The 12,430-nt window shown below is 60.1% G+C and carries 14 protein-coding genes; 5 read left to right on the top strand and 9 right to left on the bottom strand.

The genetic code is table 11. The features are described from left to right. Complete coding sequence (locus ACSQ8V_RS30905; RefSeq protein ID WP_213765249.1) at positions 1-351, bottom strand: response regulator; 351 nt, start codon at positions 349-351, stop codon at positions 1-3. Between the two features lie 213 nt (positions 352-564). On the opposite strand from ACSQ8V_RS30905, the gene ACSQ8V_RS30900 reads away from it, so the two are divergent. After that, positions 565-1,266 carry a hypothetical protein gene (locus tag ACSQ8V_RS30900; protein WP_436208316.1) on the top strand — a complete coding sequence of 234 codons (702 nt, stop codon included), beginning with the start codon at positions 565-567 and terminating at the stop codon, positions 1,264-1,266. Positions 1,267-1,359: 93 nt separating this feature from the next. Here ACSQ8V_RS30900 and ACSQ8V_RS30895 read toward each other — a convergent pair whose 3' ends face one another. The 4 genes from ACSQ8V_RS30895 to ACSQ8V_RS30880 all read right to left on the bottom strand — a co-directional run bounded on the left by ACSQ8V_RS30895 (position 1,360) and on the right by ACSQ8V_RS30880 (position 4,793). Continuing rightward, positions 1,360-2,166: an SDR family oxidoreductase gene (locus tag ACSQ8V_RS30895; RefSeq protein ID WP_436185525.1), complete on the bottom strand. Its 807-nt coding sequence runs from the start codon at positions 2,164-2,166 to the stop codon at positions 1,360-1,362. Beyond that, on the bottom strand, positions 2,160-2,612 hold the full coding sequence (locus tag ACSQ8V_RS30890; protein ID WP_436185524.1) for a GlcG/HbpS family heme-binding protein: 453 nt from the start codon (positions 2,610-2,612) through the stop codon (positions 2,160-2,162). The genes ACSQ8V_RS30895 and ACSQ8V_RS30890 overlap by 7 nt, the downstream gene beginning before the upstream one ends. After that, complete coding sequence (locus ACSQ8V_RS30885) at positions 2,609-3,037, bottom strand: nuclear transport factor 2 family protein (RefSeq protein WP_436185523.1); 429 nt, start codon at positions 3,035-3,037, stop codon at positions 2,609-2,611. Before ACSQ8V_RS30885 ends, ACSQ8V_RS30890 begins: the two co-directional genes overlap by 4 nt. 124 nt (positions 3,038-3,161) lie before the next feature. Continuing rightward, positions 3,162-4,793: an FAD-dependent oxidoreductase gene (locus tag ACSQ8V_RS30880; RefSeq protein WP_436208315.1), complete on the bottom strand. Its 1,632-nt coding sequence runs from the start codon at positions 4,791-4,793 to the stop codon at positions 3,162-3,164. Between the two features lie 215 nt (positions 4,794-5,008). Between ACSQ8V_RS30880 and ACSQ8V_RS30875 the strand changes: the two genes are divergently transcribed. The 4 genes from ACSQ8V_RS30875 to ACSQ8V_RS30860 all read left to right on the top strand — a co-directional run bounded on the left by ACSQ8V_RS30875 (position 5,009) and on the right by ACSQ8V_RS30860 (position 7,129). Next, positions 5,009-5,464, top strand: coding sequence for a MarR family winged helix-turn-helix transcriptional regulator (locus ACSQ8V_RS30875; protein ID WP_436208314.1), 456 nt, complete (start codon positions 5,009-5,011; stop codon positions 5,462-5,464). A 194-nt stretch (positions 5,465-5,658) separates the two neighbouring features. Then, positions 5,659-5,973 (top strand): EthD family reductase, encoded by a 315-nt coding sequence (locus ACSQ8V_RS30870; RefSeq protein ID WP_436208313.1) that lies wholly within the window; start codon positions 5,659-5,661, stop codon positions 5,971-5,973. Positions 5,974-6,104: 131 nt separating this feature from the next. Then, positions 6,105-6,791 (top strand): type 1 glutamine amidotransferase domain-containing protein, encoded by a 687-nt coding sequence (locus ACSQ8V_RS30865; protein WP_213765242.1) that lies wholly within the window; start codon positions 6,105-6,107, stop codon positions 6,789-6,791. Positions 6,792-6,841: 50 nt separating this feature from the next. Next, positions 6,842-7,129, top strand: coding sequence for a muconolactone Delta-isomerase family protein (locus ACSQ8V_RS30860; RefSeq protein WP_213765241.1), 288 nt, complete (start codon positions 6,842-6,844; stop codon positions 7,127-7,129). A gap of 76 nt (positions 7,130-7,205) precedes the next feature. Here the strand turns inward: ACSQ8V_RS30860 and ACSQ8V_RS30855 are convergent, their stop codons facing one another. The 4 genes from ACSQ8V_RS30855 to ACSQ8V_RS30840 all read right to left on the bottom strand — a co-directional run bounded on the left by ACSQ8V_RS30855 (position 7,206) and on the right by ACSQ8V_RS30840 (position 12,416). Beyond that, positions 7,206-9,983: an ATP-binding protein gene (locus ACSQ8V_RS30855; protein WP_436208312.1), complete on the bottom strand. Its 2,778-nt coding sequence runs from the start codon at positions 9,981-9,983 to the stop codon at positions 7,206-7,208. Between the two features lie 458 nt (positions 9,984-10,441). Then, the gene (locus ACSQ8V_RS30850; protein WP_436208311.1) at positions 10,442-10,987 is read right to left on the bottom strand and encodes a hypothetical protein; all 546 of its coding nucleotides are present in this window, start codon (positions 10,985-10,987) and stop codon (positions 10,442-10,444) included. A 21-nt stretch (positions 10,988-11,008) separates the two neighbouring features. Beyond that, complete coding sequence (locus tag ACSQ8V_RS30845) at positions 11,009-11,905, bottom strand: carotenoid oxygenase family protein (protein WP_436208310.1); 897 nt, start codon at positions 11,903-11,905, stop codon at positions 11,009-11,011. Next, on the bottom strand, positions 11,877-12,416 hold the full coding sequence (locus ACSQ8V_RS30840; RefSeq protein WP_436208309.1) for a carotenoid oxygenase family protein: 540 nt from the start codon (positions 12,414-12,416) through the stop codon (positions 11,877-11,879). Before ACSQ8V_RS30840 ends, ACSQ8V_RS30845 begins: the two co-directional genes overlap by 29 nt. Positions 12,417-12,430: the final 14 nt, after the last annotated feature.

Here is a 12,430-nt window from a genome sequence, read left to right as displayed (position 1 = left end):
TCAGCCTTCCGAGAATTTCAGCGCATGCTCCAAAGCGCCCGCGCTGATCGGCTTGTGCAGATAACCGTCGAACGGTTCAAGGTCCTTGTCCCCAAGATCGGTCCTGCCGGTGACCGCGATTACACACGCGTCGCGGGACGCACCTTCGTTGCGTACCCGCCGGCATAGCTCCCGGCCATCGGCGTCGGGTAATTCGATGTCGAAGAAAACGACATCGAAACTCTGCGCCTGGATCAACTCCATCGCGGTGTGGCCATCGTACGCAACTTGAACCTTGTGCCCCAGGCCGGACGCTATCGCGCCAAACGCGTCGGCTGAATCTTTATGGTCATCAATAAACAGGATGTGCACGATTCCCTCGGTATTAAGCGGATGTTGCTGCTTTGCAAGCAGATGAACCGAACGAGATCGCGCGTTCGTGGTTCGTGTTTAACACCTTGCAACGAAGATGCCAGCTTGAGCCGACCCTGAAGTGTGGGAACGGCGATTGCAGAGAGCGGTTGCCCGGCGCAATGTCGTCGGCAATCCGTTCGACAATCGACTTCCCGTTCAGAGGGGACACCTATGCGACTCCTGACTACTCAAGATGGCTTGCCCCGTATCGCGTGGGGCGCGGTCATAGCCGGCGTGATCCTGTCGCTGATCGTTTATTTGATCATGAGCGTGCTGGGGACCGCGATAGGCGCGTCTCTTCTCGCGCCCATGTCGCTGCCAAATCCCGGGCGCGTCTTTGGATTCGGCTCGGGCGTGTGGGTGATTGTTACAACCGTTCTTGCCGTGTTTATCGGTTCGTACTTTGCGGGGCGTTGCGCGCCGGTGCTCGGATGGCTTCACGGTTTGCTTGCGTGGGCTGTGATGACCTTGCTGCTTCTCTATGGCATGACATCGATTATTGGCGGGGCGGTCAGCGTGGCGGGTAACGTCGCGGCGACGACTGCGACCGTCGGGGCGGCGGCGGGTAATCAACCGCCTGGATCGCTCGCCGATTCCGCCAGGCAGCAGGCGCAGGCAGCGGTGGAGGGGGCAGCGTCGGCGGCGGCCGGCGCCGATGCGCAGCAGGACGCGATGCAAACGGCGCAGACGGCCGCGCGTGGCATTGCCCGTGCGACGTGGTATTCGTTTGCGGCGCTGGTGGTCGGCGCCATCATTGCGGTGGTGTCCGGCAGCGCGGGTTTTCGCCATCAGCCGCCGTTTGAAGAAGGCGGCGGTTCAGCACGCGATGATGCAGTAGTGACCGATGCAATGGGACGGCGAAGGGTTTCCTGACCCGAACCTGCGCGGACTGCAGGCCGGTCGGGTTCGACCGGCCTGTTTCCGGGATCTGACTGGCACCCGTCGACCGAGTACTGACAAGCGCCGCTATTCGATGCGTCTATCCCACATCGCGGCCTGGTGTTTCCTGAGAAGCTCTTCCACGAACTGCGGTACGACGTTGCGAAATTTTCCCTGGTTATCGGGCACGATCTCGACCATGCGCGCAATCATGTCGGACGGGTCGAGACGGCCCTCGGGGTTGCCGATCAAGGCCGCATAGGTGTCACGCAACGCTTGGCGCCCTGTGAAATGAACGTCGTCGTTCAGCCATCGGAACGCGTTCTCCGCCATCGCTTCGTTAAAACCGGTCAGGAACGCGCCTGGATTGATTGTCTGAACCTGAATGCCAAAAGGCTTCATTTCCTGCTGCATCGCCTCCGCCATCGCTTCGATTGCGTGCTTGGTTGCCGCGTAGGCGGAAAAACCCGGCGGGCTGAAGAGGCCGCCCATCGACGAGACGAAAACGACTTTTCCTGCTTTCCCAGCATCGATCCAGCGCTTCACAACTTGCTGGGTCAGGTGCAAAGGCGCGAATACATTGATCTCGAAGTTGCGGCGCACCAGGTCGAGCGGAATTTCCGCGATCGGACCGCCTTCTCCGATACCTGCATTGTTTAGGAGAACGTCGAAGTCCCAGGTCAACGCATTCGCGACGTCGTATGTGTCGAGCAGATCGAGCTTTTCGACGCGAACATTATCGAGGCCCAATTCAGCGACTTTTTCACGCAATTGCGTCACCTGTGTCCAGCTATGTGCCGCAGCGATGACACGGTGGCCATTTTGTCCGAGGCCAAGCGCTGTGCCTTCGCCCAGACCTGATCCCGCGCCGGTTATCAGTATCGTCTTCAACATGACCGTTCTCCATCCACGCGTTCGCCCGCAAGCAGCGACAGTTGTTCGAGCCATGCCGACTGACCGGCCTTGGCGATTGTCCGATCCTCGGTCACCTGGCCGCCCGATACGCCAATTGCACCGCACAGTTCACCGTGTGCGTCGAGCAGCGGCATGCCGCCCGCGAAGGTGACCAGACCGTCGTTGGTCAGTTCAAGACCATGCGCCTGAGCATCGGGTTTGCAAACCTCCCAGATCTGCTCGGTATCGGTTTCGAACAGGATCGACGTTCTGGCCTTCTTGATTGCAACATCGATTGTTCCCAGCCACGCGCGGTCCATCCGCACAAAGCCCTTGAGATGGCCGCCCACGTCGAGTACGGCAATGCACGCGGCTACGCCAAGCTTTCCTGCATGTGCTTGCGCGGCCTGAATCACATGATCCGTTTGAGAAGATGAGAGGTTCATCGTTCGCTCGTCCTGTCGACAACGTCTGCCAGACCGCCGGGGAACATCGCGTCCGCTGCGGCAAATACGTTGAGTGCTTCGCGCAGCAGGACGATCTTGCCGTTCGCGGCGGTGCAGTGGCCAAAGAAGCGCTGGTGGACCGTTTTACCGGAAATGCCCGATTGGTGATGAATCGTGTATTCGCCAAAAGCCTGCTCGGGCGTGTCGATATAAATCTGTACATCAACGAAGCGAAAACCCGGGTACATCCGTTCATGCAGAAAGGTTAGGAATGCATCAATATTCGCTGGCCCTTCATAACGTGGCTCAACCCCCAGATCGGACAGATAGGGCAACTCAAGCGCGCCATTCTCGGCAAAGAGCGCGGCAGATTCGCGCGCGCTTCCATCGATATACGCTTGCAGCAGTTCCTTTGCGGTTTTCATGATTCAAGCCTCCTCGGCGGGTTGAGCAATTGCCTGGGTCGCAGAAACGTGTTTGCCGGTTTCGCGATTCAGGCGTGTTATCGAAACAAGAGTGGTCAATGAGCGGCTCATGCGAGCGGCATGGTTAAATTCCCGCCAGCACCTGATGCACCATGTGCACGACGATGGAACCCTCTCCCACCGCCGATGCAACGCGTTTCACGTTTCCCGCACGCGCGTCGCCCACGGCGAACACGCCAGGCAGACTGGTTTCGAGCATGTAGGGACGTCGCGTGAGCGTCCACGGCTGCGGCGGCGTGGCATTTTCCAGATCCCGGCCTGTCAGCACGAACCCTTGTCGGTCGAGCGACAGGCAGCCGGCGAGCCATCCGGTTTTCGGTGAAGCGCCTGTCATGACGAAGACATGCCGGACCGGCTGCGTGGTCACTTCGCCCGTCGTCTTGTCGAGCCACGACACCTCTTCAAGGTGGTCATCGCCGCTCATGCCGGCGAGCTCGCTGTTGAAGTGCATGTGAATGAGCGGATTTTCTTCAATGCGCTGGATCAGATAGCGCGACATCGTGTCGGCCAGACCATGCGACCTGATCAGCATCTGTACGCCCGCAGTGTTCTGCGCGAGAAACACGGCGGCCTGTCCTGCGGAATTGCCGCCGCCGATGACGACCACGGGCTCGTCCTTGCACAGTTGGGCTTCCATGAAGGTGGCGTTGTAGTAAATGCCGCGACCCGTAAAGCGATCGATGTTTGGCAGCGCCGGCTGGTTGTACGTGGCGCCGGTGGCAAGCACGATGGCGTGAGTAAGGATCTGTTGGCCGTCATCGAGTGAGAGCCGGTAGGGGCGTTCATTGCAGTTCAGGCGTGCGACGTTGCGTGCCACCATGATCTTTGCACCGAACTTTTCCGACTGGGCAATCGCGCTTGTCGCCAGTTCCTGACCGGACAGCCCGGTTGGAAAACCGAGGTAGTTTTCGATCCTCGAGCTGGAGCCAGCTTGTCCACCGGGCGCAGCACGCTCGATCACGAGCACATCGAGCCCCTCTGATGCGGCATACACCGCGGCCGCTAGTCCTGCGGGACCGGCGCCTACGACCACGATGTCGCGCACTTGGGAATCGTCGATATTCCTGTTGAAACCCAGCGCTTCGGCGACTTCGCGTGGCGTTGGATTTCTCAGCACTTTTCCGTTGTTGCAGATCACGACAGGGACATCGTCGCTGCATACGCCGAAGCGGTCGAGCATTTCCTGAGCCGTGCGATCGGTGTCGAGATCGACGTAGGCGAAAGGATGGCCGTCTCGCGTCAGGAATTCTCTAAGCGCGAGCGTCCCCGCTGAATAACGTGAGCCCAGAATGAGCACGTTGCTATGACCATCGCTGGACAACTTGAGACGACGTGCGAGAAACGCCTTCATGAATATGTCGCTTAACTCAGCATCCTTGCTGATCAACGTACGCAGATTTTCTGCGCTCAGTTCGAGCAGGCTCGATGACGTGACGGCCTGGCATCGGTAGATCGATCGCCTGCCGGCAATCATCAGCAATTCCCCGGAAAACTGGCCTGCTGAGTAGGTCGTCACCGTTTGCTCGATGCCACCCGCGAACGAGATGATCCGGATATTGCCGTCTATCACGACGTACACCGGCGGCGTGTCGTCGTCAGGGTCATAAAGCACTTCACTGGCTGCGGCCTGTCGCGGTTTCGTGAAGACGCGAACCCGTTCAAGCTGCGATTCGGTGAGTATCGGCGCGTAAGACATGACAGCCTCCTGTTCCGGCAGCGCGACCTTCAAAACCCGCGAGGAGCGTCCGGCTCGCACCGTCGCCCGCAATTTGATGATGGGTCGCTGCAGCGGAATTCGCGAATAAATCGATATAAATTGCTGCTAACGCAGGGTTGCGGGTGCGACACAACAGGAATGGAGCATATGCACGGATTTACCTATACTCGAACGATCGTGCTCAGGAAATCGATATGAAAGCTTTGCAGTGCAATTGCTCGACCCTTCGCAGCGCGGCGCGAGTACTCAGCGCCGCGTACGACGAAGCGCTCCGCCCCACAGGCTTGAAGATGACCCAGTTTTCCATTCTTGCGCGCCTCGCGGCCGTTGGTCCGATTACGCAAAATCAGTTTGCCAACGTGCTTGCTATGGACCGCTCTACCCTGGGACGAAATCTGCGGCCCCTCCAGCGCGATAAATTCGTGCGGCTCGATATTGGCGAAGACCGGCGTGAACGGGTTGTCGACCTCACCGCGGCTGGCCGGCGCATGCTGGCCAAAGCGATGCCGCTGTGGGAAGAGGTCCATCAGCGCTTTGAAGACAGCTTTGGCGCGGCGGAGGCGGTTCGGCTTCGGCATGCGCTTAATATCGTCATCAAGGTTGGCCGCGAGTTGTCCTCGCAGAACGAGGACGGCGTGGACCAGGCCTGATGAAATGGCGCGCTCATCATTCACATGCCGGCGGCGGGCGATACGCATTGAAGGGCGTTAGCAACCTTTAGCAACGCTTTAGTTGCTGCTGGTGTTCCGGCTGCACGAGAATTGGCTCATCGTGACCTTGTGATGTGGTGTCCGTCACATTTCTGCCCATTGGGTCGCTGCCATTTCCGCTGAAGGAGCGCGTCATGATCAAGGTTAGCGTGATGTACCCGGACACGGTCGGAGTGCGGTTCGATCATGAGTATTACCGGGACCGCCATATGCCGATGGTCAAGGCCAAGCTGGCGGAAGCTTGCGCGTACTACACGATCGACAAAGGCCTTGCCGGCGGAGCGCCCGAAATGCCGGCGCCCTATGTCGCGATGTGCCACGTTTTCTGTGAATCGGTGGATGTGTTCCAGGGCGGCATGGCGCTTCATGGCAATGCGATCTTTGGTGACATCGTCAATTTCACTGATCTCGTTCCGGTGGTTCAAGTGAGCGAAGTCGTGGTCGGGTAGCAATATGCATCACGAAAGAGTAGTCATACTAAGAAAATATATAGCTGTCATTGACCTGTTGCGCCGGAGTCGATCATTGCGACACGTTGCGTAGCGGGATACCCTCGACATCATCATTCAAGGAGCGCGCCATGAAAGCCCTTTTTGTTATTTCCAGTTTCGAGAATGGGGCCTGGTTGTCGGAAATCACCCATCCTTACTGGCACCTCATCGAACGTGATGTCGAGGTGGATTTTGCCAGTCCGAAGGGTGGCAAGGTCGGCTGGTCTCCCTATAGCGATCCCTATGCGGAGGGCACGACGGAACCTCACGACCTGGTCAGCAAGGGATTTCTGTCCGATCCCTCGCTGATGGCGAGGCTTGCGACGACCCTCGCCCTCCAGGATGTCGAACTGGATCAGTACGACGCCGTGCACGTGGCCGGCGGACAAGGTGCGACCTTCGACCTCTATCCGAACAAGGACCTCGCGAAAGTGCTGGAGCATTTCTGGATGCGTGAAAAGATCGTCGCCGCAATCTGTCACGGAGCGATCGCACTCGGCAATATTCCCGAACTGATTCGCGGCCGGCGCGTCACGGGGTATCCGGCTGCCGGCGATCGCGAACTGGAGCGTCTCTTCGGCGCGGGTTTCATTCCGCGCTATCCGCAGAAGGTGCTCGAAGAAACGGGAGCGCGCTATCAGGAGGCGGGCACCGATGCGCCGTGCGTTGTCATCGACGGTAAATTGCTGACCGGTCAGAACCAGCAATCCGCTTCGGAGTACGGCATCGTCCTGTATCACTTGATGTCGGGTCACTCCCCTGTAGTGAGTGCATAACGCTTCGGCATAGCATCAGATTGTTGGCGGGCTCGCTGTTGGAGGTGTCCATGTTATATCTCGTCCATATGCAGGTTGTCATTCCCGCAGGCACGAACCCGGCCGAGCTTGAGCGTTTGCAAGCGGCGGAAAAAACTTTCTCGCAGCGATTGCAGACAGAGGGCAAGTGGCGACACCTGTGGCGCGTGACCGGGGAGTTCGCGAATTACAGTGTGTTCGATGTCGAATCGCACGATGAACTGCACACGTTGCTCACCGCGTTGCCGCTCTACCGGTTCATGACTTCCGTCCACGTCACGCCGCTTGCGCAGCATCCGTCGGCGCTTGTGGTGAACTGAGCGTGATGGCTGGCGTCGCATGTCTGGACGCCTGCGCTGCCACTCTTCGGATGGCGTCGACTCACGGGCCCGCGAACTACGGCGCGCAGTTGTCGAGCAGCTGCAACGCAGCCTGATAGTCCGGCGTTGCAGACTTGTCGGGAAACCGTTCGAGCACAGACTCAAGCGAAGCTCGCGCCTCGTCGAACCTGAGTTGATCGCGCAGTATCCCGCCAAGCGTCGTCGCGCTGCGCAACTCCCAGGCGAGTGCGCCTTGTTTGCGCGCGATTGCAAGTGAGCGGGCCAGCATCTCGATCACGCTGCTGACAGCGGTCGTGTCGCGCTCGCGAAGTAGCTTGCAGGCTTCGAGGCGCAGGATTTCCGCCGAACACCAGATCGGGTTCGTGGACCAGGCGCGCTCAATCAACTGCGGCGATGCGAATCCTTCCGCGAGCACGCTGTATTCCTCGAAATGCCGATAGCCCCATTGCGTGTCATCGCAGCGCCGGCGCGAGATGGGCATGGCGAGCGCGGCAAACGTGGTGGTCAGAAAGCGTCGATAGGCCTCAGCAAACCGATGCCAGAACGACACGGCCAACGCGGCGGAATGCTCCTCCAGAAGCACCAGGTTGCGGCTGGCCATTGCCAGTTCACCTGCCCATAGCGCAACGGGACACGCCCCCATCGCCGTAGCAAAGCAAATGGACAGCGTGTGCTTGCTGGCTATCGCCACCGATACACTTTCGTCCGCCAATTCAACCGCACGTGTCGAATTGCCCTCCAGCCAGAACACGCGCGCGAGCATTGCGTGATGGATCACCTGCGGTACATACAGGAACTGTGTTCGCTGGCTGTCCGGCACTGAGGCCGAAGCCGACAATGCAGACGAAAGCCATTCCCTCGACGCCGGCAGATCGCCTTGATAAACGTGGGTAATGCCTCGCATCGTCATATAGATGCTTTGCCCCAGCGTGTCCGGATGCAGATTGGCGTACGTCTCGGCTTCGACCAGCGCCGCGTCGTGTTGCCCGAGACCCTGGTGATACCGCCAGGTGCCAAGAGCGGCCATGGTTCGCGTTTCCACGTCACCCAGCTGTTCTGCGATTTCGTCCACTCGACCATAGAGTATGGGCAATTCCGGCGCGCTGCCCTGGGTGTTGTAGAGCGCCTTGCCGATCGCAATGAGAATCTTGGCTTCGGCCCGTAGCGTCTGTTTCGACGGGGCACCGATGAAGGTGAGCGCTCGTCGGCCATACGACATGTATTCGTCGACCAGCGACAGATTGTCCCAAACGAACCACGACGCTGCGGTCAGCAGTAGTCCCAGGTTCCTGTCGCCACTTTCGCTAAAACACCATTCGAGCGCGATGCGGATCTCAGCGGCGACCTGCCGGAAACTGGTCAGCCAGTTCACGTCGTTCATGCTTTGCTCGAATGCCGGCTCGCTCACCCGTTCATAAAAGTGCCTCGCGTGCCGTTGACGAAGGAGGTTGGCCTCAGGGTCGTCATGCAGTTTCTCCAGCGCGTACGCACGCGTCATGTCGAGCAGGCGAAAACATACCCTGCCATTCGAAAACTGCAGCACGACCAGCGACTTTGCGACGAGATTGTTCAGCGATTCCTTGACCCTTTCTGCATCGAATATGTCATCTGGAAGGACCGCTACGACCGATTCGCGCGTGAATGTCGCCTTGAAAACGCCAAGCCGGCCGAATACGGCTTTCTCGGCATCGTTTAGCAATCCGAAACTCCAGTCGAGCGTCGCGCGTAACGTGCGGTGTCGCGGCTGCGCGGTTCGGCGGCCCTTGGTCAGGAGCGCCAAACTGTCGCTAAGTTCCTCGACGAGACCGGCGAGTCCGAACATGTCGATGCGCGCGGCTGCAAGCTCGATCGCGAGCGGAATACCTTCGAGCTTGCGGCACAGGTCCGCGAGCAGCGGGGCCTGCGCATCGGTGAGGGTGAAATCGCTTACGACCGCCGCCGCCCGCTCCACGAAGAGTTCGGCGGCGGAAAACCGGATCAGGGCTTCGGCGGTCATCGGCGTGTCAAGTTCGGGCGGCACCTCGAGCGCCGAAAGCTGACGGACGGATTCGCCTTCCGCACGCAGCGGTTCCCGACTGGTGGCCAGAACATGGACATCGGGCGCGGTCCGCAGCACCGCTTCGACCACTTCCGCCGCCCGGTCGATGACGTGCTCGCAGTTGTCGAAGACCAGCGCGACGTGGCGATGTTGAAGGTGATTGACGATCGCCGAGAGCGACGTCTCCGACGCAACCGGTACGCGCAACGCTTCGGCGACCACAGTCGACACCAGTTCGGGATCGCTCAGCATGGCAAGGTCGATGAAGAAACAGCCGTCCCTGTAGCAGCCCTTGAGTGCATTGGCGACTGCGAGCGCCACACTGGTCTTGCCGATACCGCCCGCGCCCACAATGGTCACGAACCGATTCCCGCTGACCAGTTTCTTGATCTCGTTGACGAAGGGATCGCGCCCGACCAGCCGCGTCAGTGGCAGAGGTAATTCAGCAGGAAGGGTGCGCTGATCGGGTACCGGCTTGTGGCGTTCGACCTGCGTTGCAAAGCGGTATCCTCGGCCTGGCACATTGAGGATGTATCGTCCCCGATTCTGGCTCTCGCCGAGAGCCTTGCGCAGCGACGTGATGTGGACGCGGAGATTGTTCTCATCGACGATCGTCGTCGGCCAGACGCGCGTCACGATCTCCGCATTGCTGACGACCTCACCGGCGCGCTCAACCAGTAACACCAGCACTTCGAACGCACGCTGCCCAAGGGAGACCCGCTGCCCATCCCGGACAAGCGAGCCTTCTGCGGGACTCAGTCGGAATGGGCCGAACGTGTAAGCGGTTTTATCCACGCAAGCTCTCGATGTCATTGTTCGATGCACAGTGCAGCGAGCGCGGCGACGCGCGTTTGTTGCACGAAGACTGTCAGCAGCGCGGCGGTAATCGGAGCATGTGTATTCGTATGTCGAAAGCAGTTTTCGATCTGCCGTTATTTCCCGTGAGTGGGCCTAACAGCGGACAGGCAATCGTGCTGCATCGCGTACGATCGGATGCGCCGGTATACAAATTACGAACGGCTTTCGTGGCGTTCGGGAAATACGGGTACATACCCATAATAGTTCACCGAAAGCCGTGAAATCAATATTTTGCGCGTTTCAGTCTGAAGGGGTAGCGGTGATCGCTACCGTGCTGGCGCGCCAGCGGTGAGTTCGCGCTGCTTTGCGCTTAAAGATATTGGAGTTAATTGGTTGCCGCGGTCAATTGCCTACAGAGGCTGGCGACGCCCAACGCGCCGGCGCAGCTCGTCAGTTCACGCTTGCCTCGCCGCCTGCTGTTCGGGATACCATGACGTAAATTTCGTCGCCGCGACAAGTGCCACTACCGTCGCGATGACTCCCGTCGAATGTGGCAGCGCGGGCACGTAAGCCATCACGATATCAGCCATCGCGAGCACGCCGAATGCAATGGCCCACACCGCGCTGATCACATAGTTGATGCGCGTGAAATCCGGGCTGTCCCAGTGCTCGCGAGCGACGGTCTCGCGTGCGTACTGCAGCGTGAACGGCTGCCGCAAAGCAATCGACGCCAGCACGATCAACATCAACCCCGCATCGACGCGCAGCCGAACCGCGGCGATCGACCATTGCACATTATTCGTGAGCGCATAAGCCGTAAGCGCGCCGAACAGCAAGACCGTACCGACCTCCAGCAGCTTGACGCGGCGGCCCGTCGCGAGATCGCGCACCAGCAAGACGGCGGCGATGATCGTGCCGGCCGCGAGTCCCGCCGGCACACCGGCCAGGCGCTCAATCACTGCGAAGGCGATAAAAGGGGCAAACGCTAAAAGAAGATTCATCTCGAGCTCCAGAGTGTCCAGTCATCCACGCGCCAGCGCAAGGTCGCGCGCCGCGATCCAGTTACCATGAAAACCGTTCGGCACACGGTGAGGAATCTCGACCGTTGCGAGCGGCCCTGCCGAAACATGCCGCGCATCGAACACCAGCAGATCGCTGCGCATCTGCGCACCACGAAACACCACCGCGAGAATCCAGCCGTCGCCTTCTTCCGACCCTGCCTCCCGCGGCACGAACACCGGCTCCGATGTCGCGTCGTCATCGTCCAGCACGTAAACGTCCTTTCGCGATCCGTGGTCGTGGTCGATATGCACGATCCGCGTAAAGAGACCGCCGCCTTGTTCTGCGTGCCCCGCAAGCCAGCCGTGACGATACTGCGCGCCGGCAAAGCGCTCGTCGACGCGGGGAAACTCGCCCGTCGCATCGGCGATCACCTCACTGGTTGCGATGCGCTCAGGGCGACGCAGATCGAACGTCCAGCGGCACAGACGCGCATGGCCGACATCCCCGATTGCGCGGCCATCCGGCCAGGGGAAATTCGGCGGCGCATCGAATTGCATCACGTCCATGTGAATGCAATCGTCACGCTCCCATGCGTTCATCACGTGAAAGACGAAGCACACAGGACCCTGCCACCATTCAATCTCGCCGCTTCCGTCGCGACGCATCAGACCGACGAACGTGCCGAACTCCGGTTCCCACGCATAGGCGGGACCGCCGGCCTTCACGCGCGCTGCGCTCGCGGTCAGCGGCGCCACCGGAAACAGCAGATGACGCGACGTGAACGCGAAATCGTGGACCATGCTTGCGTAAGGTGCATCGAACCGGCACACGCGCGTCACACGGCCATTCGCATCGATGCTGCCGGCGGTCATTTCCGCGCCGAGTCCGTCAGCTCCGCCGTAGCTGAAAAACAGCAACTCGCCGGTACGCGGATCGCACTTTGGATGCGCGGTGAACGACCCCCCGCAATACGCCGCCGAAGTCGACCTGACCGCGCGTACCCAGCGTCGCCACGTCGAGCTCAACCGGAGGATGTGCTTCTTCCAGCGCGAGCAGCCGGCCACCATGCATCAGCACATTCGTGTTGGCGACACCGTCGTCGAATGCCAGGCCTTGCGGGGCTGCGGCGCCCAGACCGCGGACGTCCGCGGCGGCGCCTGCCCGCTCCGCGCACCATCTCTGCGTGCGAACCCAGCGGTTCCGGTATGTAACATCGCCATTCGAGAATTCGAAACGGTGCACCATCCCGTGCCCCGCAAACCAGTGTTGCGCGGCATCCGGATGGTGCGGATTCGGGCCATTGCGCACCAGCGCGCCTTCCAGCCCGGCCGGTAACGCGCCGCGTATGAACAATGGTCCACAGTCCGCTTCGAAGTCGATCGGCGGATGATTCGAGCGGTATGAAAGCGGTTGGGCAAGCTGGTTCATGTCGTCGGCTCCGT

The sequence above is a fragment of the Caballeronia sp. LjRoot31 genome (genome assembly GCF_964253885.1).
Taxonomy (GTDB): Bacteria; Pseudomonadota; Gammaproteobacteria; order Burkholderiales; family Burkholderiaceae; genus Caballeronia.
This window is presented reverse-complemented; position numbering and strand designations above follow the sequence as displayed.